The sequence below is a fragment of the Paenibacillus solani genome (assembly GCF_050475945.1).
Classification (GTDB): Bacteria; Bacillota; Bacilli; order Paenibacillales; family Paenibacillaceae; genus Paenibacillus_AQ; species Paenibacillus_AQ solani_A.
Map to the genome: position 1 here is coordinate 99,193 of NZ_JBCMXJ010000005.1, position 22,668 is coordinate 121,860.

The following is a 22,668-nucleotide window of genomic DNA, read 5'->3' on the forward strand; positions in this document are numbered from 1 at the left end:
ATTAAGAAACCCTAATTGGTGAAAATATACATATTCATAGTCTCGTTATCGTTATCTATTATATTAACATATAATAAGCTCGCATACTTTGTTCCACTTTTCATCCAATAGTCAACGTATTTGGAGTCTTTGGACTTCCATCTGAGCTCTGCTCACTTCATATCGCTTTCACTTTTCCCTTGGTAACTTCAAGCCCATATCTTCCATAACTACCTTGGCCTGTTACAGGAGTTTTGTAATCAACAGCATTACTAGGGGATACATACGCATATTCTGTTGCTGCGAAAGCAGATGAAATACTAATCAAACTCATAACCAAATTTTGATTTGGGTGTTAATCGCCATTTGGCTCGATTAAGTCCCGCAAGAGTTCAGCTTCGAGCATGACCTATTAATCCTTAAGCACTTCCTTTACTTTTCAGATGTCAGCATAAGATTATATATTTTGCGAGTTGTATTTACGTTTCTCACCGTTATTTTGCGATAAATATTGGATCCGATAATTTTTGACATGCCGCTTCTAGTAACATTTTGCTTGTCAACCGACCATATTATTGCTCCTGAAACGTATATCACCGTATCAATATCTGGTTTGATGACCAAGCTGTCCAGCGCGGATTCATTATTGATTTCGTCCCATAAAAAAATCACATCGCATTTCATTTTAGCATCGTTTGTCCACGTCTCTGGAAGCACGGACATGATTGTCTTCATATCATCAAAATTTAGAACCAGTACTTTGATTTGTAATCCAAAGTTCTCTTGAATAGATAATTCCAGAATGCGGGATATTTCTGCTTTTGTTCCTGTATTGCATGTGAAAACAATATTGCCTGAATTGATATATGTAACGACATTGTTCATACCGGCCTGCTCGAAAGACTTTTTTAGATGCTTCATATCAATTTTATTATTTCCGCCTACATTGATCCCGCGGAGTAATGCGACATAGACCATAGTTACCTCCTAAATGATATTGTTTGATACTTTGGTGTATCTCCCCTCCCTTAATTATTCACGCGAAATGGGAGATTTCCTTTTAATTAAGTGTGCGATTCTAACTAAAAATGTTCCTAAACTATTCATTTTGTACGTAGAAATTTTCGCTTATGATATCATGGTATCGGTGTGAGCTCATATACAAAGGAGAATATATCTTTGATAACTCGAGAAAAACTGGAACAAAATCAGATTTGGATTTATGTATCTACTTTGGTCGCAGCTGCCGCACTTGGCTTATTATATCCGGCACTGATGTCAAATTTAGATCATCAAATACTCATTTCAGTCATTATAGGTGTTTTAATGTTTGGCATGTTTACTCAGATCCCCTTTACGTCCATAAAAGAATCCCTTGGAAATCGGCGATTTATCTTTGCTATACTAACGGCAAATTATATCGCGGTACCCATTATCGTCTGGTTATTATCTCAGTTATTGCCTCAGCAATCACCTGTATTACTGGGCGTCTATCTTGTTTTACTGACACCCTGCATTGACTATGTTATCGTATTTACTCATCTGGGCCGGGGAAATGAAAAGGCAATGCTTCTATCAACGCCTATCCTTTTTGTGACACAAATGCTTCTATTGCCTGCTTATCTGTGGATGTTTATGGGCAATAAGGCATCTGACATTGTTAATCCTGGTCCCTTCGTTGAAGCTTTTCTTACCATTATAGTATTACCGCTTCTATTGGCAGTCGTTTTACAACTGTTCTCTAGAAAAAAACGAAACGGTGCTCAGCGACTACTGGATGTGTCTGCCTGGATTCCTGTCCCATTGATGGCTCTCACACTTTTTATAATTGTATCTTCACAAATCAGCAAGCTATCCGTCTACTGGGATACCATCATCTTAGTTGTTCCTATCTATATAGCTTTCATGTTCATCATGCCGTTTATTTCTCGCCTTATTGTCAAGTGGTTTGGACTGGATATTAGGTCGGGAAGAGCTGTCATTTTTAGTGCAGGAACTCGTAATTCTCTTGTAGTTCTACCGCTTGCCCTAGCTTTGCCCGAGAATTGGAGTACGCTGGTAGCAGCAATTATCGTTACACAAACGATTGTTGAGCTCGTGGGAGAGTTGATCTATATTCACGTCATACCAAATGTGATTCTAAGAGACACCGCTTTTGGTGAAAATTCTGATAAAAACTAAAATACACCTTCTGCTCTGACAATGCCTGCCATTGAGTCATTCTTTTCGCATCTATAGACCGAGAAAATTTATCTAGTTCACCCGCAAACTTTCCCGGATGTGGAACGGGCCACTCATGAATATGTCTTATTCTACAACAATGAGCGTTTTCAGAAAAAACTAAACGACCGCTCCCCGGTTGAGTTCCGAGAAGCGGTCGCAGCTTAAGATGTCTTTTTATTCGTGTCTACTTGACAGGGGTATGACCAATTATGCGGCTTTAATATATTCTTGTTATTCAGGTTAAGCTTTGCCTTTGTATTGAACTGGTATCCATATCTCCCCAGTTTCATAACCTGCACGCCCGTAATACATTTCGAAACTTGGGCCTTCAACCTGTTCGTACTCAGATGTCGGAAACCACTCCGAATATATTCGCTCCCATAGTTTTTGCAATTCACAATGCGGTTCCGGGAATATAGCCCATGTCAATGCTGGGACAGCTAGTTTTGTGAATCTCTCCGGGATTTCAAGTCCTTTAGGTAGATGATAACATATCATGTACTTAAAAGATTCTCCTCCTTGATCATATAATGCAGCGTGCAATACAGTATTACTAAAGCGTCCGAGTAATTCGTTCATTAGGACAACACTGCCATCATGATCACATTGTTTGCGGAATTCAGGCACTTCAGAGAAAGCTATTTTCCTATCCGAATTTATTAGTCCATAAACACCAAACATCTCAAACTCACTTTTCTGTTCAACCCGGTAATTCATTTCGATATCTCCTTTAATTGAAATATGAAAGGACATACGAGGATAGGCTTTTAGGGAAACACCTTTATCGCGCGCAGATATCGGCATGATCCCATGAAGAATCTTAAACGCCCGTGCGAAAGCCTCTGGCGAATCATATCCATACTTCATAGCAACATCAATAACCTTTATATCTGTTGTCTGCAGTTCAAATGCTGCCAGTGTCAACCGTCGACGTCGAATGTACTCAGATAATGTTACTCCCGTAATAAACGGAAACATTCGTTGAAAGTGATAAGTCGAACAACAGGCTCTCTGAGCTATTTCATCGTATGAGATATGGTCAGCCAGGTTTGCTTCTATATACTCCATGGCGCTATTCATTCTGTCCAGCCAATCCATCGTCCACCCTCCCTTTAAGATAAATGTTATTCCAGATATGAAATGAATACCGTGCATTATGTGCACGAAAAAGTCAGATCCAAACCGATATTACCAAACTGTTCGCCAGCCGTCATCCGGCGGAATGCTTCCGCGGTCTCATTCAGCGGATAAATCCGGTCGATCAGAGGCCGAATGGCATGCTCTTCCATGAACCTTAGCATATCTCCAAACTCCTCACGGCTTCCCATCGATGTCCCGATCCAGGAAAGCTGTGGATAAAATAAAGCCCTCAACGAAACCTCTACCGAGTCACCAGAACTGGCTCCAAAGCTGACAATCCGCCCATTTGGCTTGATCACATCCAAATATTTAGAGAATGTAGCTGGTCCAATGCTATCCAGGATCACATCCACCTTCTCCCCTTTCAGATCTTCATTCCAATTCCCACTGCTGGACAAAGCTCTATGCACAGAAAAGCGGCGCGATTCTTCAAGCTTGGTTTCGTTACGGGAAGTGACGCTGACGACAGCGCCTACAGCTTGAGCCATGAGCATGGCATAGGTAGCAACCCCCCCTCCTATACCCGGGATAAGCACATGTTCCCCAGCCTGGAGCTTCCCTCTTGTGAACAGCGCACGATAGGCTGTTAATGCGGATAATGGCAGTACTCCGGCTTCCTCCCAGCTCAGGTATTCCGGTTTGCTGAAGACATTCTTCGCTGGAATTACGACGGTTTCTGCAAATGTACCGTTCGTAGGTCCGCCAAGGATCTGCGGTACATACGGTACCTCCTCAGTTTTATTCCAACCGATCGTCGGAAGGATGATGACGTCTGAGCCGACAGCCCATCCATCCACTCCTTCACCCACAGCATCAATGATGCCTGCACCGTCAGAACCCAGAATGAGCGGCGGATCCAATGAACTTCGACCCTTCATGATAAATAGATCACGGTGATTTAGTCCGGCCGTCTTCAAACGGACCCTGATCTCACCGGGTCCTGGTTCTTCCATATTCATTTCACCTACCCGAAGTCCGTCAAGCCCGCTGCGACCATGATGAATGGCTGCTTTCAATTGAATTCCTCCCATTCTCTTGAACTTTAAGCTCTTTTGTTCATTGTATAGCGGGCGTGGGTGCATGTAAATTTCGCCACAAAAAAATAACCTTCTGATAAATAATCAGAAGGCGTAACAACTTCAATAGGTAAGATAATTAGAAATTGTGCAGATGTGGTTCCACGGTGTTGTGCTGAAGACTACTGAAGCCGTTTGTTCGCTACGTGTTGATCTCCTTCTTCTATTTCGTTAAATAAGGTTGTTTCTTGATTAGGCAAGTTGGGGGTTGCAGCTTCACTTCCATCCTCTGTAACGTTGAAGTATTTGGATAAGAGGCTTTCCAATTGCGAGACGGTTACCGGTTTGGCCGAATCCTGAAGTTCATAACCAAGTTGGCCGTTTGGTTCAATCGTCGCAGTCTTAACATCACTTATTTTCGATATCCCTTGCAACCGCAGCTTCATCTCCAGAGCATCCACGGTTAATCTCAGTTTTTTTAAATTACGCTCCTCTAATTGCCCACCTTCAATAACAATAATGGCAGGCCCTTTAATCCACTTCTCAAAGCGATTCCAACGAACCTGCAAAATCTCAACAAATATTAAGACTGATATAAAAGCGATTGCGGCAACGCCAGTAAGGAGTATACTTTCTTCAGCGATGGGCTGAACAATGATGGTACCAATGGAAATCATGGTAATCGTTGTCGGAATGGTCATCTGCGATATGGATTTTCTCCCGGCTATACGAAGCAACATCATCCCGAATGTAATTAATACAAGTGATTTCCAAATCTCGTCCCAATATTGACTCATAAGAACATATGTCCTTTCTTTTCAAGTACCCTTTACTCTGTACACTTTATACAGCATTTATTCGTTAAAATCTGCCGACTGTAAAGCAAATGAATCAGATGTGCACCGAGCAGGCGTTACAAGTTCCGCCATATTGACATCGCTGTTCCCCACCGTCATTTCTCATTTAGACCATTAATGTCAGTTATATGTATAGCAAAAGCATAAGAAGTAAACCCTGCCTCCCAATCTGAATTAACTAAAATATGATAAATACCCGGTTCCTTCGGTAGCTGCACGCGATTATGAAGGACCACTAATTCCACAGACTGCTCCGCTCCATTGCCCAATTCAACAACGTTGAAAACCGTCATTCTATCGGGTTCCATTCCAGCTGGATAAGTTATAACAATATCGGATCCAGGCTTCACGCGGACCGGCGGATACTGAGCTTCAGATAACCACTTCCCGATCGGTTGGGTCACATCCAAGCATCCATTCCAGCAAGAGCTTCCCTGGAGCAGTGGAATCTCCTGCAACCATACGGTACCATCCTTATACTTATTCTTATAAGCAATGGATGGAATAGGTGCCTCAACGATGTCATCGTATTCTAAACTTTGCTGCTTTATCGTGATTAATTCTTTGTTCTCATCGTAATCAACCTCGGCATACATTTTTTCACCAACAAGGCGAGGTGGGACGTAGACATTTCCGTTGTAGTTTATTACAGGAAACCTGAAAGACTTACCATTAATCACAAATTTACTTGAAGTCACAAAATCGATCGAGGTGCTAGCACCGTAAGCGATCAAGCCCATCACCACCAACACACCGAACATTATCAATGCCAATACATATTTTCGCAAAAGCCCAATAAGCCCCCCTTCCTTAATCACTCATACCTATAATCAGATATTTGCATTCCTCGCGGCAGCCGTACTTCAAAAAAAGTCCGAATCAAGCTGCTCTCAGCCTTAATCGTCCCATTATGCTGCGTCACGATATTTTTCGCGATAAATAAGCCGAGGCCAGTGCTGCCCTCCTGATGAATCCGGGATTTATCACCGGTATAAAACATATCAAATAGATGCGGCAGCTCGTTCTGATCGATGGGGTTGCCATAGTTGATCACCTGAACTACGGCATCTTCTCCGTCGAGAAAAGCATGAATATCTACAAACTTACCATCGTTGCCGTACCGAGTGGCATTGGTCAACAAATTCTCAAACACCCGAGCCAGCAAGTCACCATCGGCTGAAATAATCAGATTCGGAGTAACGTGCAGCCTTGCTTCCAGCTTATTTTTCTCAAAAAGAGGAAGTAATTCTTCGCCTAACTGTGTAAGTAACTCACTTAAATCGATCGGTCGTTTCTCGACAGGAAGCATACCATAATTCAATCTCGTGATTTCAAACAATTCATCAATCAATTTCTCCAGCCGACGCGACTTTGCATAAGCAATGCCCGTATAATGCCGAACCTGTTCATGAGTCAATAACTCGTCCCTAAGAATAAAGTCCAGGTAACCGATAACCGAAGTCAGCGGTGTACGCAAATCATGGGCCAAATTCAATATCAGGTGATCTTTGCTGCTCTCGGCAAAATCTCCTCTGGCCACTGCTTGCTTCAGCTTCTCCCTGGTCAAATTGATATCTGCCGCAATATCTCCAAACTCGTCCCGTGAGGCAACCGAAACCCGCTTATCGAAATCGCCGCTGGCGAGATGGCGAATCCCCAAGGAAATCTCATTGAAATAAGCAACATAAGGCTTTGTTAACAAGAAGAAGAACAAAACCGCCAACGGAATAAAAAATATCAGAAAAAAATTAATATCACCAACCGCCCTTATGAACAAGCGAACATAAGCTAGCGGATCCTCGAATTTGACCTGTGTACGGTAATAATATTGCAATATTTTATATAGTGCGAACATGAGGATTCCGGATATGAGCATGCTTAATCCGAAGAGCACGATCATTTTGGAACGGAAGCTCCGTATCAAATTAGCCATTAAACGTATAGCCTACCCCCCATACCGTTTTGATCAGCTTGTTTTTGTTCGTATCGTCATGTAGTTTTTTCCGTAATGTCCGGATATGTACCATAACGGTGTTGCTTGTTTCATAGTAGGCCTCACCCCATACATGTTGAAAAATATTTTCTGTACTAAATACCTTCTTCGGGTAACTTGCCAGTAAATACAGAATGTCAAACTCTTTAGGCGTCAGCTCGATCGTTTCGCCGTACAGGGTCACCATACGTTGATCAGGATGTATGACCACCCCTCCTGATTCAAGTGCGGGTTGGCCGGAACTTGCCTGACTCATCTGCATATAACGGCGGAGGTGGGCATTCACGCGGGCGATCAGCTCCATTGGGTTGAAGGGCTTTATCATATAATCATCAGCACCTCTCACCAGCCCAGTAACTTTATCTAAGTCGGACGTTTTAGCACTTAAGAAAATGATCGGCATCTGACTCTCTCCCCGAATTTGTTGGATAACTTCATAACCATCAAGTTTGGGCATCATAATATCTAATATTGCCAGATCAACGGAATGCGTCTGAACTGCTTGTACCGCTTGTTGTCCGTCCCCCGCTTTAAGTACATAATAACCTTCCTTTTTCAAATGGAGCTCGATCAAATCCGCTATTTCCGCCTCATCGTCCGCAATAAGTATTGTAATTCGTTTCATCATATCCATCCTCTACCTAGGTCCTTATTTCATATTTATTGTGAAACTTAAGGTTAATCGAAGGAGGGTTGTTAATCATTCCCTAAAGCTGGTTAGCACCTCTTGACTGTTAGCTTACATGGAATATATTAAAAATTCTTTTAGATTCCTTAAAGAGTTATTAAAAATAACAAACCAGCTAAATCAAAATATAAATTCATCTCTCGTCATGATTGTTAAGATTGGAATGAAAACAGCCGACCCTTAGGCCGGCTGTTACTGTCATATAATAAGAGCTATGGTTGTACTCCCTCGAATTCTCCGTACCCTTCAGGTGCGGGAATCGCTTTTTCAGCAGCACGGCTGACCGTCTCCCACTGCTTCCAAATGTTAATACGTTCTTTGTAAGTGTTAATCGCTACATCAAATACCATACTGCCGAGAATCAGACGTAAAGGCGGGTCATCACTTTCTATCAACTTTAAGAGTGCTTGAGCTGCTAATTGGGGATCGCTGTCTACAGAACCTTCCGAATATTGTTTAGTCATTTCTTCCCGAAGAGGTCCATAAGCTTCGATGGGTTGACTTAAGCTCATCGTTGTATACATATCCGTCCAGTATCCCCCAGGTTCGACCATGGTAAGTTTTACTCCAAAGGAAGCAGCCTCTTTAGCTAATGCCTCACTTAATCCTTCCAATGCAAATTTAATTATTAACAATGATATCCAATCTCCCGAAATGTTCGACCGCTGCTTTCACTACTGTAAAAACCGATTCCCTACTCCTAACATCAAGCTCCATAGGCAGTAGTGAGTCAGGATATTTCTCTTTTAACGTATCCAAAGTGCTAATGGTCCTGGCCGCTGCTACAACCCGATCACCTGCCTCCAAGGCAGCACGGGTGAAGGTATATCCCAGCCCCTTGCTTGCACCGGTAATGAACCAAATACGATTATGTTTTGTCAATGCCATCCTCTCCCTCAGACAAATAAAAAAACACAGACATGGGTTGCCTGTGCTTAGAATAATCGGATATATATGTCTCTATACGCCCAAATAAGTAACCATAAAGAAATAAACCAACTCCTGAACGGCTGGAGAAAGGTTGGGATCACTTAAACTCCTGTAGGGGCACATGGACAGACTATTCCCGATTACTCTGCATACAGGCAGAATAAAAAAGATAAGAAACCAGTAATTGAATTGGTTTTCTTTATCGGGAAGAATCAATCACACGTAACCCTCCATTCGCTTTAGATAAGTGGATTGTAGCATTAGAGGAATAATATGTAAATAAACCCGGCTCTATCTTTGATATAAATATAGTTGCAGCTTCTTTACTGGTTTGTTTGTTGTTTCTGCGAGCGCACAGCCAGCAATAAAGCAATAGCGATGAGTACAAACGCAGCAAATGCCAGCATCGGTATGGTCAACCAGCCGAACCAATTCAAGTAGTCATTCAAGCAGGACACCGGTCCGCATGCTGCACTATCTGATGCTTGGGGAAGTTTTTGAATGATACTGTGATAAGTAGATATACCTCCACCAATAATGACAAGGGGTAGGATGTACGGGACAATGTCCGTCTTTTCACGATATGCTGCAATTCCCAATACTATAACTAATGGGTACATGAAGATCCTTTGGTACCAACATAAGACGCATGGCGTAAAATGCCAAACCTCGCTAAGAAACAAACTTCCGCTAGTTGCCACAGCAGAAACAGTCCATGCAAAAAACAACCAAATTCCCGTTTTATTCATCTTTCAATCTTCCTCCCTTCTATCTTTGTCTAACCACTGTAAGAGATATAATCACTATTAATCTGGTTTTCTCTCATTTTCTCTTAGATGTCTATATATGAAAATGGCTCTTTCGGGCTATGTTGGATCAGTTCATTTACTTGGACTATTCAAGAGTTACGTGAAAGCTTGGATCCCTTGTGCGAAAATGTTTATAACATAAAAACAACCCTGAAAAATATCCTCAGGGTTGTTATCTTTTAATAGCATGTATTATGCATGTCGCTGATCTGATTAATCGCTATCCGTTCTTTTGACCTGGTCCTCGTCATATTTAAATGGATAGCTTTGACTTCCAAGCAGCATTCTTCGCCCTTGAAACTCATCATACAGATTGATTCGAATTGCGCCTCCACTTGTGATATTACTGAAGTTGCTATTCAGGTTAATGGAATATGACTTATTGTTGCCGATTGTCAAATCGGTTCCGAGTGTTAATGTTTTCTCTGTGGACTGTCCGGTTGGATCAATCAGCTCCATGATGAGTTTATGGTCATAAGATCCTGTCTCGTAGTCTCCGTTCCGAGAGAGATTATAGTGAAAAATTGTATTAAGCATATCTTTCCCTGCGCTAAGTGTACCTTCTCCTCTTGTTATGGTGAGATGGTACGGAAACAAATCCACATTTTGCAGATTCGTTGCTGGCTCTATAATTCTAGGGCTAAGTGCTAAACCTACGGTATTAATGGATCCTGTTGATTCTTCACCTATATCTGTCATCTTTCCGTTAGATACTCCTTCCCCGACATACAATACAAGCTGTGAAGGACTCACACTCTTTGGAATTTTGCTCCAAACGGTTACCAGGTTTTTTCCTTTTGGACTTGTTTTATCCGATGATTGGCTGATCTCAGCCTCAAATATTTCGTTTTCTGGTGTTTTATAGTATACAACAAGCTGCGCCTGCTTGGATTGGCGTGATTCCTGACTCGTCATCTCCAATTCCGTATAAATTAAGTTAGAACTATGATCTTGATAAACGGTCGTCAGGCGTTCGCGTACCTCCGCTTTCTTACCGGACGTATGGATTAGATAAGACTCACCGGCAGCTACCTGTTTCATAACAGTGTTGAGCGAATTGGTATTCAGCGACAGGAATTTGTGATTTTCCTCGCCTGAAGTTTCCTGAAGATCGACCTTGAATTGATTGTATGAATAGGAATACGGTACATTGGCAAGTACATACAGCTCCAAGGTTTCATTCGGTGCCAGAGTTGATTGATCATTAGGTATGACTATTTGAGCCGTACTGCTGAGATCACGCATTCCTGCCTTAACTGTTGCTTTGAGTTCAGGCAGCTGTACAGTCGATGATTTGGTATTGCGAATAGTGATTTGGGCTACTATTTGATCAACATCTCCAAGCGGCAACCGCTGATATGAGCTTAGTTTGACACCGAATGTGCCATATACATTCTCGATGATGTTTTCTATACCCAGATGACTTTTACTTTCCGGAACATAAGGGATTTTATAGTGGGCTGTAGGGAAGCTGATCTTCCCCTCCATAGCAGGCTCTGTCAATTGCAATTGCAGTTTATTCTGTTTCATATGCAAAGGCACATCAGCATTGAGATCAATGAGCTTCTCTTCCAGCGGCTTCAATGTAACATTATCAAATGCTTTCGTATTTACCGGGATGTTGTAGCCTTCATCCGTGAGGATAGAAACTTCAAATGCCGGCAGCTTCAATGATTTATCACCAAGGTTTTTAACGCGGAATTGAAGGTTCCATTTACCGATATCGTTCTCACCAGCTACGGAAGCATATTTCAGCTGCGTCTCCATAGTTTGATGGTTCACCGATAATTTTTGGATGGCATAGTCCGCCGCAGGCACATCAGCGGTAATGGCCGGAAGTTTGAAGGTTCTTACAGGCAGCATCATGTTCAAAGCTTCATCTTTCTGTGTGAATTGCATCGTCATATCCTCTGTTTTAAGTTGGGACGGTACCTCTGCCAGATAATAAATCGTTCGTTTCTGTCCTGGCTGGATCTTGAAGCTTCCCCCTGTCTCATCCTCTGGCATAAGATCGAATACTGAGCCGCCGGCTGACTTCAGTTGCACTTTATATCCGGGATCACTCAGTACCTTCTTGCCTCCGTTTGCAAATTGAATCCCCACTCTCAAATATACTTTTTCATTATGCTTCATTCGTTTCACACTCTCTGCCTTGACCGTAACTGGCTGCTGTTTCATAATCAGCTTTGCGCTTTTGCCCTTAGCTACAGCAATATCTGTGGCAGCCGCCGGAAGCTTGAACGTTTGCACTGGAAGATGTATCTTCAAGGCTTCGTCTTCCTGCGCCAGCTGCAGTGTCATGCCATTCGTCTTTATCGTGGAAGGGATCTCCGACCAATAGGAGATGACGCTGCTTTCCTGAGGCTGAAGCTTGTAGCCAGTGCTGGCTGAATCGGTAATAAGCTCAAATACCGAGCCACCGGCCGACTTCAGATATGCTTTATACCCGGGGTCACTTAGTGCCTTGGTTCCTCCATTCGTGAGCCTGAGTCCTAATTTTATATATACTTTTCCATTGATGGTATACCTCTGCAATGTATCCGCCTTGGCCGTAACCGGAAGATGATTCATCGTGATCTTCTTGCTCTTGCCTATCGGAACTACCGAAGAGTAATCGGCCGGAACTGTGATCTGCCCCAGTTTTTTCTGATAATTCGCGCTGTCAAAATCCCATCCGAACAGGGAAACCTTGGTCCCGTTTACCTTAGTTGATTTTCCAACGTTCACATAATACGTCACGGAGAGGCTGCTGTTCGCCGGCACCGTTCGTTTAACAGCGTCACTCGTAACTTTCTTGCCTGTTCCCGTTGCCCCGCTTGGCGTAGAGACTTGGGAAAAATAATCGATAAGATCTACTCTACTGCCACTGCTGTTACTATAACGAAGCGTATAGACGAGAATATTCCCGTCTGGCTGAGTGAAAATTTCCATTCCCGTAAGCCTCACACTGACGTTCTGCTTCAATATAACCGAGCCCAGTTTATCTAGTGCCAGGCTGGACGCGACTGCAGCTGCTGATTTAGAAACAGAGTAGCCTGTTGCGGATGCCCCATACGCATCAAGGACAAACCCATGACTTAACATCGCTGCACTAAGCATGATGACCGCGCATGTCTTTTTTGGTCCGTGCATAATGTACCTCCTGTATAAAAAGAAAATCAAAAAGCCTATTCTCCGTTGTCCCTCTTCTGTATAATTAGGAAGCAGCGCACAAATGTGGGCTGCTTCCTGGATGATCTTCCTATTCGTTTAAATAGGTGGTGACCCGGTTCTGGATCAGCTTCGCCACTTCTTCTGCCGTTTTCTGTCCGCTGAAGTACGCCAGAGACTCTTCACCGGCAATTGATATCACTTTACTGTCTAGATCCACGTATTGATCCGCGGACTGAACAATTTGTTTAAACACGTTGAATTGTTCGTCAGATACTTTGGCCGGCTGCCCATTCGGAAGTTTATAATCGCCGTTCCCCACTTTTTCCTGAAGGTCATTGATCAGCTTTTCATTCACGGATTTAAGCATCGAGAACCCTTCTCTTTCCTGCAGTAATTGTGCTTCTTCAGACAATAGGAAGGAAATAAACTTCCAAGCTTCTTCTTGTGCTGGCGATTTGGCATGGATAGCGAACCCGGATGATGTAAAAACCCTCGCGCCTTTTTGACCTGCGGTTTCTCCAGCTCTGGGTAACAGCATGATCTTTGGATGATCAAATAGCATATAAGGGCCTTCGATAAAATTAAGCGGTGACATAATCGGGGTGGAACTGAACAATTGATTGCCCGGCTTTGCTTCATCGGATGTAATGATCTTGTCATCATTCATTTTCATGGCTTGCTGGAGCAAATCCACAAATTCTGGAGAGTCGAACGTTGCCTCTTTGGCTGTAGTATCAACAAATGCAGCGTAGTTTTCATAAAGCATCTCCTGAAAGAGGTATTCCGGCGGGTAGGACGCTAATGCATAAATCTCATCGGTACCGCTCTCCTTTGCCTTTTGGATAACTTCCTTTGAAACCTTCTCGAACTCCTTCCAATCCCAGGTTTTATCATCGAACGCCACATTGGCGTTACCCAGCATGTCCCCATTACTAACCAATACTCTCAAGGAGTATCCCAAAGGGATGGTATACACCCCGTCATTCAGTTTCAGACCGTCCAAAATATTCATTTGCAAATCGTCTTTATGGAGTGTCTGGTCTTGCTCCAGCAAATCATTCATATTGAGTAGGAAACCTTTGCTCACATATTCTTTAACAGGCAAGCCGCCAACTTCAATGATATCCATCCCTTTGCCCGATAACATGGCTGTATTCGTTGCAGTACGATACTTCTCGAATTCCCCAGGTCCCCATTGTTCACCCATGCTTTTATATGCATGGATCTGCAGGTCAATATCCGGGTATTTCTCTTCGAACTTTTTTTCCAGCGTTTGATAGAACGGAGTCGACTCTGTCAGTGACAGGGTAAGCACCGTTTTTCCCTCTTTCGTTGCGGACTTATCCACGTTCCCGCTTTCTCCTGAGCCGCAAGCGGTTAAACTCGCGATTAAAGCGCCCATAGAAATAAGTAGAAGCCATTTTTTCATCGTTTGATTTCCTCCTGTTCTGTTCTGATTACAATGCCGCCTCACTATTCCAAGCGAACCCGGTTACCATCCTGCAGAGGCTCGCTGCTTTTCAGAATGATCTTATCTTGTTCATAGATGCTATCCGTTTGGATCATCGTTTCTTTGTCATTCCGCTCGCTGAACTTGATGTTGACTTTTCGGGCGACAAAAACATTACCGAGTGCACCTGGCTGCTCTTCGACTACAAAAACATACATGCCTTCCCGGTCCTGATGAATAGCTTCATTAGAAACAAGCAGCCCTTGATCGAGAGAGCTTTTCTCGATGTTAATCCGAGCCTGCTCACCTCCCTTCAGCTTGGCGTTGATGAGTTTAATACGAATCATCTTTTGAGGGACGGTTACCGTCTCCGCTCCTTCGGTTGCCCCCTCAATCATCGGCTCCGCATTGGTGATTTCTTCAATGATGCCTTCAATGATACTTGCTTGCTGCTCTTTATCTGTGTGTACCTCTACTTCGATCCGCTCTCCAACGGATAACCCCATGCTGGACAAGCGCTTTGCATCCGCACCAACGTCCAACCTATAGCCTTGACTGCTATTTGAAACAATGATATCCGGCTCGCCCGCAGATGCCAGTCCTTCTACCGCATTCAGCTTCGTAATAATACCGTCGAAGGGAGCGGTAAGCACCTGATCGTTTGCCAACCGTTCTTTCATCTCGTTGATCTTGCGTTCCTGCGTTGCAATATCAAGTTTCCCTTTTTCAATTTCACGTTTTGCACTGCGCAGCTTAAGCTCATCTTCTTCAATGGATGATTGAATAAACTGATCTTGAAGATTTTGCTGCTCGATTCTTTGCTTATCCAGATTTGTTACTTCAAGTTCGATTTCTTGTCTTGCCGCTACGTTGTCATAAGCGATAAGCTTCTGTCCCTTCTTCACACGTTCACCTTCTTTTATGTGAATCTGCTGAACCTTCCAGTCGTTTGAACTGGATAGCTTAGCTTCGGCGATCGGCTGAAGTATTCCGCTTCCCTCGATCGATAGCGCAATGCCTCCCTGTTTCGGCTGTTCCGTGGTCACCTTGGGCAAGGTCAACGACTGCAGCGTGTTACTGAACAAGGTAAACAGCAGCAACACCCCCATAAAACCCATGAACACCAATTGAAGGATTCGCTTTCGTCTTTGGTCAGCTAACCCTTTTCCTAGCTCCATATCCTTTCTTCTCCTCCTAAAAACCGCCCTGAAAAGTTACCCCTTAACACCTGACAATTGAATACCCTCTATGAAATACGATTCGGCGTACAAAAATAACATCAACATTGGGGCCATATAGAGCATCGATGCAGCAAAGGCAATCCCTCGCTCGCTATCTGTGATCCTGGATAAAAAGACGGACAACGGCTGCTTGAACGGGTCGTCCAAAAAGATAAGCGGTTGTTCCACCATGTTCCAATAATCAACGAACAGCAATATTACAAGTGCCGCCAGTCCCGGCTTGATCATCGGAACAATCATCGTTATGAAGATCCGCAAATGTCCGGCGCCGTCTATTTTGGCAGCTTCAATGTAGGCGTAGGGAATGTCCAGCATGAATTGTCTTAGCATAAACACGCCAAACGCTGCGAATATGCCAGGAACAATGATGGCGCCCGTACTATTCAGCATGCCAAGCTTATCGACCATAATATAGTTGGGTACCAGCGTGACTTGGAATGGCATAAGCATCGTCATGACATACACAAGAAACATCGAATCCCGGCCACGGAATTTCAACTTGGAGAATGCATAAGCAGCCAGTGCTGCCACGATAGTCTGACCCACAATGATCGGCACCACCATGAACACGGAGTTCCAGAACATCGTCAGATACTTCGGGTTGTCGATGAATACCTTCTCATACTGTGCGAAAGACACCTTGTCCGGAATCAGTTTCAGATTTGCAAAAGAACCGTCTCTACCTGGAATCGCTTCTTTCATTTGACCGATGAGACCGTAATTGATCTGAATCTCCTGTTCTGTCATCAATGAATTAGTGAATGTAATCACAATAGGCGATATCAAGATGATGGCGATAACACCCAAGACGAATGTTAATACACTTTTTTTCAATATGTGGACGACTCGCACGGAACTTCGCTCCACCTCCTTCTATTCCATGTACTGCCGATGTCGGCGCTCAATTGCAAACAGCACCAGGACAAGCAACAGAATACAGACAAACATTAAGGATGCTGCAGCGGTCAGCTTCTGAATGTCGAGTGAAATGAACATATTATTCATATAGTGCTGCATCATATAAATGCTGTCATGGGGATAATCCCCTGCGATCAGATACGTTTCCCGGAACACTTTGAATGAGTTGATAATGGACATAATCACAACAAAGAACATGGAAGAAGTCAGATAGACCAGCGTAACACTTCGGAATTGCCTTACACGACCAGCTCCCTCAATCCGGGCCGTTTCGTAGTAATCCTTCGGAATTTGCTGTAGTCCTGCCAAGAATAAGATAACGTTGTAACCGATGTTCTTCCATAGATACACCATAATCACGACCAAACGTGCCGATTCCGTCTTCATCCAGTCCACGCGCCCATATCCAAAGCTGTTCAGCCAAGCGTTCAGGGAGCCGTTCCAGTCAAATAGCATTTGCCAGATCATGATAATGGAGGCAACGGGCACAACAAGCGGCATGACATACGCGGTTCGAAGCCATTTTTGAAAATATGTATTTTTATGGAGCAGCATCGCTAACCCGAGTGACAGCATAACCATAAGCGGAACACTGACCGCGCTAAAAAATAACGTGTTAGATGCTGCCTTGCGGAATGAAGCACTCCCAAGCAGCTCCATGTAATTATCGAGACCCGCAAAATGGCCGTCTACCGATTGGCTCATAAAGGAATAGTACACACCCATGGCAAATGGAATAAGGTAAAAGAGTGCAAATCCGATACCGCTTGGCACGAGAAAGAATATGGCCGCCGAAGCATCCTTACGGAGCCATTTGTTCATGATATTCTTGATCCATCCTTTCACAATTTAGTTCGTTCTCATTTTCTGATCCATGTCACTTCCCCCTGATGCATTAAGATTAGATAAGAATGCTTAAGAAAAAAGTGGGTAAATATTAAAAATATCTAAAATATCGCCCAGATAAACGTAAAAAAAGCCGCATTTCTGCGGCTTTCAATGTCTAATCTTTTTTACTACTAACTCGTTGTTGCAGGACGGGACATTTTGTTTCTAAGCAGAAGGTAGGATTCCCACCCATACGATGTATTGAATACCCAATTCTGATATAAACAATCCGCCTGCTGCTGCGCCAATGGTTGTTCCTATATTGCAAGATGATAAAAATAGACCATTCGCGAAATCAGGAGCTTCGGGTGCTGATGACTTAATCCAGTATTGATTCACATACCCTCCTGCTATTTTTGGGAATCAAGAATGAACATCGATGCATCTTGCCCCATGAATAGCTTAGTCCCGTTATAAAAGGTTTTGGATTGAATATGCCTATACCCTATTTCCTTCATCATGTCAGTAAGCTTGACTCGATCAAATCCGTTATGAACCATATCGGTTACTATATTCTCATTTTTATTAAAATCAATGATCAGTAAATGCCCTCCATCATTCAGGACATGGTACAGCCTGGATAACACCAATTCAATATCTTGAATATGGAGCAGCACCTGAGCCATGAATATATAGTCAGCATGTACACCAGTTAGATCTTCCTTTTCCATGTCGAAGCATAATGTATCAGCATTCTGAATATGCAGTTCAGAAATTTTACTCTCTATTTGCTGAATCATCTTTGGGGAAGTATCCAGAAACAGCATCGAATCAAAATCATCTATCAAGTTTATTCCGACTAGGCCTGTACCACACCCGAAATCAATGGCTTTCTTACTCTTGGCATCAACGATATATTCACGTAGGGCATCAGAAGCTGCCTGTGCAGTTTGAATTCTTTCTGACGTGTCATAGGTATTAGCGATCATTTCAAACTTATCTGTATTTCCCATTAGGTTCCACCTCTCTAATTTGCTTTAGAATACATGGAATGACATTCTATCAAAGTAGCAGCCTATAGTCCACATTCTTATTAGTGCTTTTGGAAGAGTAAAACTCTGTATGAATGGAGCGTTACCGTATAACGATGAAATAGAAGATAGCTGCTAAGACAAAACGGTATAGAGCAAACCATTCCAATCGAAGCCGCTTAATTAGCTTAATAAACGTAGCTACCGCAATCAATGCCACAAGAAAAGATGTTATGAATCCAATTACCATCAGAATGAGATCATCGGCATTCAGTAAATTGCGGCTGTCGTATAAATCCAACAAACTTGCTCCAAACATAACAGGCACAGAAATCAGGAAGGTAAAATCTGCGGCGGCTCTTTGGCTAGTACCAAGCAGCAAGCCAGCAGAAATGGTTGTTCCCGATCTTGAAAATCCCGGCCATAACGCCAAACATTGAAACAGACCAATCCCGAAAGCTTGTTTGTAATTGATCCCATCCATCGTATCCGCGATTATTGTTCTCTTACTCCTCGCTGCCAGGATCATCAATACCCCTCCTGCAACTAGCCCGATCAAGACAGGGGCCGGACCGAATAAGCGGCTCTTTATCGTGTCCTTTAAGATGAGGTATACAATTAAAGCTGGCAGCATCGCCAGGATCATATGAATGACATTTAACCCTTTACTTTGGGCAAAATCCATTCTAATCAGATTAGTCCCAATCTCCATATATCTTTTCCAATATAGGATCAGAACAGCCATCACGGCTCCCAATTGAATCACAATTTTAAAAGTTATGGCAGCGTCTCCTTCAAAATTGAGTAAATTGCCCGCCAAAATCAGATGCCCGGTTGATGATACCGGTATAAATTCAGTTAAACCTTCTATGATGCCAAGGATTATTGCTTTCACTATATCCATCATCAGTCCATTTCCCCCATCGGAATTAAACTCTGTTGCCATATTCAGTATAAGGGGGACATCCATAAGTTTCCCATCGATGTACATAACATTATTTCGATCGGAATGACATATTTGTCACATTGGTATTTGTATCTGTTTTTTACTTCAAGGCGGCTGGCTGGTAGAATAGACCCTATAACAAACATAATTGAAATGGGGCTTTATGTGATGTCGTCCAGTGTAATTGATATACTGCAGCTTGAATATCAACGTTTTTCTGCAAAGGAAAAAGAAATTGCTGATTACGTCATGCGAAATCGATCATCCATTAACAATATCAATATTAAAGAATTAGCTGCACATACGAATACATCTACATCGACGATCACTCGATTTTGCAAAAAGGCGGGCTGTGATACGTTTGTCGAATTTAAAATCCGCCTGAATCGTGAGGTGCAAAAACCTCGTAATGATGCAAACTTTTTTATGAAGACCCAACATCTATATAACGATATCGTCAATGCTACGGCCGAGATGCTAGATACCGAAAGAATTGAAGAAGTCGTTAACCTCATTAAAGTATCCCGCAGAATCTACATTTACGGGCTGGGAAGTTCAGGGCTATCCGCCACGGAGTTTAAATACAGGCTCTCCCGGATGAATATCGTCGTAGATGCGATAACGGATGCACATATGATGATGATGAGCGCTTCCCTTCTGGGGAACCATGATCTTGTCATTGGGATATCTAATTCGGGGCTTACCACAGAGGTGAGTCACGCTATGGAGGAAGCCAGAAAAAGAGGCGCCACCACGATTGGAATCACAAATTTTGACCATACCCCCCTATCTGAAGTTTCGAATATTTGCCTATTTACACCAGATATTGGGCGATCGGGAGATGTAAATTTCATCAATAGCCAACTCGCTATCATTTATATCCTGGACATTATGTCCCTCCTCCTGCTTGAAGATGAGAAATTGTTAGGAGCACGGCAGCAAACCCTCAAGGCATTGTACCCGGAAGAATGACAAAACAGCCAACTTGATCAAGTTGGCTGTTTCGTCTTTTAATGATTTATATTTATTTTTCTGAAGTTGCCGGATTTAACTTCGATATCTCTGACACAAAACGTTCCGTTATTTGCTGCGGACGAGTTATTGCTCCACCAACAACAACGCAATACACGCCTGCTTTAAGGCAAGCTGCCGCCATTTCCGGTGTCATCACATTACCCTCTGCAACGACCGGTGTCTTTACACTCGACACGATCTCTTTCAGTATGGCAAAATCCTGAGCATAGATCTTCTGCCCTGCCGTCTCCTCTGTATAACCAACAAGTGTGGAGGATATCAAATCGAAACCGAGTTGTTCCGCATAAACGGCTTCCTCTGTTGTCGAGATATCTGCCATCAAATAGAGATGAGGGTATTTGTTACGAATCTCGCTAACGAACTCTTTCAATGTCTTGCCGTCAGGTCTTTCGCGCAGCGTAGCATCAAAGGCGACAATCTCTGCCCCTGTCTCGGCAAGCTCATCAATTTCGCGCATCGTCGGCGTGATAAATACTGGGTTGGTTCCGTAGTTTCTTTTTACAATCCCTATCACGGGTAAATTAACCTGGGTTTTAATTTCTTTAATATCCTGTGCCGAGTTTGCTCGAATCCCAATGGCTCCGCCTTCTGCAGCGGCAACCGCCATTCTGCTCATGATATACGGACTGTGCAGCGGTTCATGCTCCAAAGCTTGGCATGATACAACAAGACCGCCTTTTAAGCCTAATTTATCTATATCCATCATTACAATTACTCCGTTTCCAAATATTCTTCAATTTCATTCTTGATTACCGTTACCTGCGGTCCGTAAATCACTTGTACACCATTCCCGACAAAAACAACTGCTTTCGCCCCTGTTTCCGTAAATGCATCCTTCTGCACCTTATCCTTATCAACAACGGAGACCCGAAGCCGTGTAGCGCAGCAGTCCAAATCTGTAATATTGTCCTTTCCTCCCAGAGCGTTCAGAATAGCAATCGATCTGGCATTTCCTGTTTGCACAGATGCGCTGCTATCTTCTTTCGAACCTGCTTCTTGATCAGAAACGGCTTCTTCCTCACGTCCGGACGTCTTCAGATTCATCTTGACGATCAAGATTCTGAATGTGAAGTAATACAACAAGAACCATACTACGCCGATGATCGGCACGAATATCCAGTTCGTTTTATCATTACCCTGCAATATTCCGAACAAGATAAAGTCGATGAGTCCACCGGAGAATGTCTGGCCGATGGTAATTTCAAAGATGTGTGACAACATGAACGCCAGTCCGTCAAATACGGCGTGGATGACATACAAGATTGGAGCTACAAACAAGAAGGAGAATTCCAAAGGCTCCGTAATTCCCGTTAAGAATGAAGTCAGAGCGGCAGACAGCATAAGCCCGCCAACCACTTTTTTACGTTCCGGTTTAGCTGTATGGTAGATAGCCAGTGCTGCACCCATGAGACCAAACATCATCGTGATAAAACGACCTGACATAAATCTTGATGTTCCGGAGAAGAATTTCTCGGTTGTTGGATCCCCTAGTTGTGCGAAAAAGATATTCTGTGTTCCTTCGTAAACTTTACCGCCAACTTCCATAATGCCGCCGATTCCAGTTTGCCAAAAAGGAAGATAGAAAATGTGATGCAGTCCAAGTGGTCCAAGCATCCGTAACAAGAACCCATATATGAAAGTACCAATATAACCTGTTTTGTCGACCAGATTTCCAAGCCCTGATATTCCGAGCTGGACTGTTGGCCAGATCAAGAATAGAGCGATTCCAATGAAAATGGCGGCAAAGGATGAAACAATCGGAATAAATCTTGAACCGCCGAAAAATCCGAGGAACTGAGGAAGCTCAATTTTGTTGTACCGATTATGCAGCCACGCTGTAACTAATCCGACAACGATACCTCCAAGTACGCCTGTCTGTAACGTTTGAATTCCTAATACCATGCCTTGTCCCGCACCTGCGAGATTATCTACGGCAAGCTGTCCGGTATTGACCAGCATGGCATTGATGGACGCATTCATGACTAGGTAGGACAAACCCGCAGCCAATCCCGCCGTTCCTTTATCCGCTCTTGCCATCCCCACTGCAACGCCAATGGCAAAGATCAAAGCCAAATTATCAAATACAATGCTTCCGGCGCTGCTCATGACGGTGAAGACTTGCTGCAGCCATTCTATTTGCAGAAATGGATACGTTTTGATCGTATTCGCATTCGATAGTGCTCCGCCGATCCCTAACAATAAACCCGCAGCCGGAAGCACGGCAATCGGAAGCATGAAGGACTTACCAAACTTCTGCGCCTTCTCAAAATAACGTTTCACTTAGGCGACCACCTTCCAATAATCATTTTCACAACAATATTAATCATGAAAATGGTTTTCGTCAAGACAAAATTTAAATCGCTTTCCTCTCGTATTAGAAACTTACGATCCTTTGTGTTGAATATTCCCTTTTTGTCTCTCCTCTATGCGA

22 protein-coding genes and 1 pseudogene are annotated in these 22,668 nt (G+C 43.2%); 3 read left to right on the plus strand and 20 right to left on the minus strand.

The window, feature by feature from the left end:
• Positions 1 to 411: 411 nt before the first annotated feature.
• Positions 412 to 957 (minus strand): DUF1697 domain-containing protein, encoded by a 546-nt coding sequence (locus ABEQ74_RS02080; RefSeq protein ID WP_430118946.1) that lies wholly within the window; start codon positions 955 to 957, stop codon positions 412 to 414.
• Between the two features lie 201 nt (positions 958 to 1,158).
• On the opposite strand from ABEQ74_RS02080, the gene ABEQ74_RS02085 reads away from it, so the two are divergent.
• Positions 1,159 to 2,160: an arsenic resistance protein gene (locus tag ABEQ74_RS02085; RefSeq protein ID WP_430118948.1), complete on the plus strand. Its 1,002-nt coding sequence runs from the start codon at positions 1,159 to 1,161 to the stop codon at positions 2,158 to 2,160.
• Positions 2,161 to 2,226: 66 nt separating this feature from the next.
• Positions 2,227 to 2,367: an IS3 family transposase gene (locus tag ABEQ74_RS02090; protein WP_430120867.1), complete on the plus strand. Its 141-nt coding sequence runs from the start codon at positions 2,227 to 2,229 to the stop codon at positions 2,365 to 2,367.
• Between the two features lie 75 nt (positions 2,368 to 2,442).
• Here ABEQ74_RS02090 and ABEQ74_RS02095 read toward each other — a convergent pair whose 3' ends face one another.
• The 17 genes and pseudogenes from ABEQ74_RS02095 to ABEQ74_RS02175 form a co-directional block, all read right to left on the minus strand.
• Positions 2,443 to 3,300: an AraC family transcriptional regulator gene (locus ABEQ74_RS02095; RefSeq protein ID WP_430118950.1), complete on the minus strand. Its 858-nt coding sequence runs from the start codon at positions 3,298 to 3,300 to the stop codon at positions 2,443 to 2,445.
• Between the two features lie 56 nt (positions 3,301 to 3,356).
• Positions 3,357 to 4,358, minus strand: coding sequence for a zinc-binding dehydrogenase (locus ABEQ74_RS02100; RefSeq protein WP_430118952.1), 1,002 nt, complete (start codon positions 4,356 to 4,358; stop codon positions 3,357 to 3,359).
• Between the two features lie 182 nt (positions 4,359 to 4,540).
• Entirely contained in the window at positions 4,541 to 5,155 is a 615-nt protein-coding gene (locus tag ABEQ74_RS02105) for a DUF421 domain-containing protein (protein ID WP_430118954.1), read from the minus strand.
• Positions 5,156 to 5,310: 155 nt separating this feature from the next.
• Positions 5,311 to 6,003: a stalk domain-containing protein gene (locus ABEQ74_RS02110; RefSeq protein ID WP_430118956.1), complete on the minus strand. Its 693-nt coding sequence runs from the start codon at positions 6,001 to 6,003 to the stop codon at positions 5,311 to 5,313.
• Between the two features lie 26 nt (positions 6,004 to 6,029).
• The gene (locus tag ABEQ74_RS02115; protein WP_430118958.1) at positions 6,030 to 7,148 is read right to left on the minus strand and encodes an ATP-binding protein; all 1,119 of its coding nucleotides are present in this window, start codon (positions 7,146 to 7,148) and stop codon (positions 6,030 to 6,032) included.
• A complete protein-coding gene (locus ABEQ74_RS02120; RefSeq protein ID WP_430118960.1) occupies positions 7,141 to 7,833 on the minus strand; it encodes a response regulator transcription factor in 693 nt (230 codons plus the stop codon). The genes ABEQ74_RS02115 and ABEQ74_RS02120 overlap by 8 nt, the downstream gene beginning before the upstream one ends.
• 275 nt (positions 7,834 to 8,108) lie before the next feature.
• On the minus strand, positions 8,109 to 8,531 hold the full coding sequence (locus ABEQ74_RS02125; protein WP_430118962.1) for a hypothetical protein: 423 nt from the start codon (positions 8,529 to 8,531) through the stop codon (positions 8,109 to 8,111).
• Positions 8,518 to 8,778, minus strand: a complete 261-nt coding sequence (locus ABEQ74_RS02130; protein WP_430118964.1) for an SDR family NAD(P)-dependent oxidoreductase — start codon at positions 8,776 to 8,778, stop codon at positions 8,518 to 8,520. The genes ABEQ74_RS02125 and ABEQ74_RS02130 overlap by 14 nt, the downstream gene beginning before the upstream one ends.
• Positions 8,779 to 9,149: 371 nt before the next feature.
• Positions 9,150 to 9,575 (minus strand): disulfide oxidoreductase, encoded by a 426-nt coding sequence (locus tag ABEQ74_RS02135; protein WP_430118966.1) that lies wholly within the window; start codon positions 9,573 to 9,575, stop codon positions 9,150 to 9,152.
• A 273-nt stretch (positions 9,576 to 9,848) separates the two neighbouring features.
• Positions 9,849 to 12,767, minus strand: coding sequence for a hypothetical protein (locus tag ABEQ74_RS02140; RefSeq protein WP_430118968.1), 2,919 nt, complete (start codon positions 12,765 to 12,767; stop codon positions 9,849 to 9,851).
• Positions 12,768 to 12,876: 109 nt separating this feature from the next.
• The gene (locus ABEQ74_RS02145; protein ID WP_430118970.1) at positions 12,877 to 14,217 is read right to left on the minus strand and encodes an ABC transporter substrate-binding protein; all 1,341 of its coding nucleotides are present in this window, start codon (positions 14,215 to 14,217) and stop codon (positions 12,877 to 12,879) included.
• Positions 14,218 to 14,261: 44 nt separating this feature from the next.
• On the minus strand, positions 14,262 to 15,416 hold the full coding sequence (locus ABEQ74_RS02150; protein ID WP_430118972.1) for an efflux RND transporter periplasmic adaptor subunit: 1,155 nt from the start codon (positions 15,414 to 15,416) through the stop codon (positions 14,262 to 14,264).
• A gap of 36 nt (positions 15,417 to 15,452) precedes the next feature.
• Positions 15,453 to 16,331 carry a carbohydrate ABC transporter permease gene (locus ABEQ74_RS02155; RefSeq protein ID WP_430118974.1) on the minus strand — a complete coding sequence of 293 codons (879 nt, stop codon included), beginning with the start codon at positions 16,329 to 16,331 and terminating at the stop codon, positions 15,453 to 15,455.
• Between the two features lie 21 nt (positions 16,332 to 16,352).
• Positions 16,353 to 17,219 carry a carbohydrate ABC transporter permease gene (locus tag ABEQ74_RS02160; RefSeq protein ID WP_430118976.1) on the minus strand — a complete coding sequence of 289 codons (867 nt, stop codon included), beginning with the start codon at positions 17,217 to 17,219 and terminating at the stop codon, positions 16,353 to 16,355.
• A 231-nt stretch (positions 17,220 to 17,450) separates the two neighbouring features.
• A pseudogene (locus tag ABEQ74_RS02165) lies at positions 17,451 to 17,633 on the minus strand (MFS transporter); the annotation flags it as partial.
• Positions 17,634 to 17,635: 2 nt separating this feature from the next.
• Complete coding sequence (locus ABEQ74_RS02170) at positions 17,636 to 18,238, minus strand: class I SAM-dependent methyltransferase (protein ID WP_430118978.1); 603 nt, start codon at positions 18,236 to 18,238, stop codon at positions 17,636 to 17,638.
• Positions 18,239 to 18,359: 121 nt separating this feature from the next.
• Entirely contained in the window at positions 18,360 to 19,163 is an 804-nt protein-coding gene (locus ABEQ74_RS02175) for an undecaprenyl-diphosphate phosphatase (protein WP_430118980.1), read from the minus strand.
• A 207-nt stretch (positions 19,164 to 19,370) separates the two neighbouring features.
• Here ABEQ74_RS02175 and ABEQ74_RS02180 point away from each other — a divergent pair, with 207 nt between their 5' ends.
• Entirely contained in the window at positions 19,371 to 20,174 is an 804-nt protein-coding gene (locus tag ABEQ74_RS02180; RefSeq protein WP_430118982.1) for a MurR/RpiR family transcriptional regulator, read from the plus strand.
• Positions 20,175 to 20,226: 52 nt separating this feature from the next.
• Here ABEQ74_RS02180 and ABEQ74_RS02185 read toward each other — a convergent pair whose 3' ends face one another.
• Positions 20,227 to 20,940 carry an N-acetylmannosamine-6-phosphate 2-epimerase gene (locus ABEQ74_RS02185; RefSeq protein WP_430120869.1) on the minus strand — a complete coding sequence of 238 codons (714 nt, stop codon included), beginning with the start codon at positions 20,938 to 20,940 and terminating at the stop codon, positions 20,227 to 20,229.
• 8 nt (positions 20,941 to 20,948) lie between these two features.
• Entirely contained in the window at positions 20,949 to 22,517 is a 1,569-nt protein-coding gene (ptsG, locus tag ABEQ74_RS02190; protein ID WP_430118984.1) for a glucose-specific PTS transporter subunit IIBC, read from the minus strand.
• Between the last annotated feature and the right edge of the window lie 151 nt (positions 22,518 to 22,668).

Bases quoted from the DNA above. Each gene is read 5' to 3' on its own strand.
- ABEQ74_RS02170 (WP_430118978.1), bottom strand. From the start codon at position 18,238: ATGGGAAATACAGATAAGTTTGAAATGATCGCTAATACCTATGACACG.
- ABEQ74_RS02150 (WP_430118972.1), bottom strand. From the start codon at position 15,416: ATGGAGCTAGGAAAAGGGTTAGCTGACCAAAGACGAAAGCGAATCCTT.
- ABEQ74_RS02120 (WP_430118960.1), bottom strand. From the start codon at position 7,833: ATGAAACGAATTACAATACTTATTGCGGACGATGAGGCGGAAATAGCG.
- ABEQ74_RS02160 (WP_430118976.1), bottom strand. From the start codon at position 17,219: ATGAACAAATGGCTCCGTAAGGATGCTTCGGCGGCCATATTCTTTCTC.
- ABEQ74_RS02080 (WP_430118946.1), bottom strand. From the start codon at position 957: ATGGTCTATGTCGCATTACTCCGCGGGATCAATGTAGGCGGAAATAAT.
- ABEQ74_RS02105 (WP_430118954.1), bottom strand. From the start codon at position 5,155: ATGAGTCAATATTGGGACGAGATTTGGAAATCACTTGTATTAATTACA.
- ABEQ74_RS02145 (WP_430118970.1), bottom strand. From the start codon at position 14,217: ATGAAAAAATGGCTTCTACTTATTTCTATGGGCGCTTTAATCGCGAGT.
- ABEQ74_RS02115 (WP_430118958.1), bottom strand. From the start codon at position 7,148: ATGGCTAATTTGATACGGAGCTTCCGTTCCAAAATGATCGTGCTCTTC.
- ABEQ74_RS02140 (WP_430118968.1), bottom strand. From the start codon at position 12,767: ATGCACGGACCAAAAAAGACATGCGCGGTCATCATGCTTAGTGCAGCG.
- ABEQ74_RS02175 (WP_430118980.1), bottom strand. From the start codon at position 19,163: ATGATGGATATAGTGAAAGCAATAATCCTTGGCATCATAGAAGGTTTA.
- ABEQ74_RS02180 (WP_430118982.1), top strand. From the start codon at position 19,371: ATGTCGTCCAGTGTAATTGATATACTGCAGCTTGAATATCAACGTTTT.
- ABEQ74_RS02095 (WP_430118950.1), bottom strand. From the start codon at position 3,300: ATGGATTGGCTGGACAGAATGAATAGCGCCATGGAGTATATAGAAGCA.
- ABEQ74_RS02135 (WP_430118966.1), bottom strand. From the start codon at position 9,575: ATGAATAAAACGGGAATTTGGTTGTTTTTTGCATGGACTGTTTCTGCT.
- ABEQ74_RS02185 (WP_430120869.1), bottom strand. From the start codon at position 20,940: ATGGATATAGATAAATTAGGCTTAAAAGGCGGTCTTGTTGTATCATGC.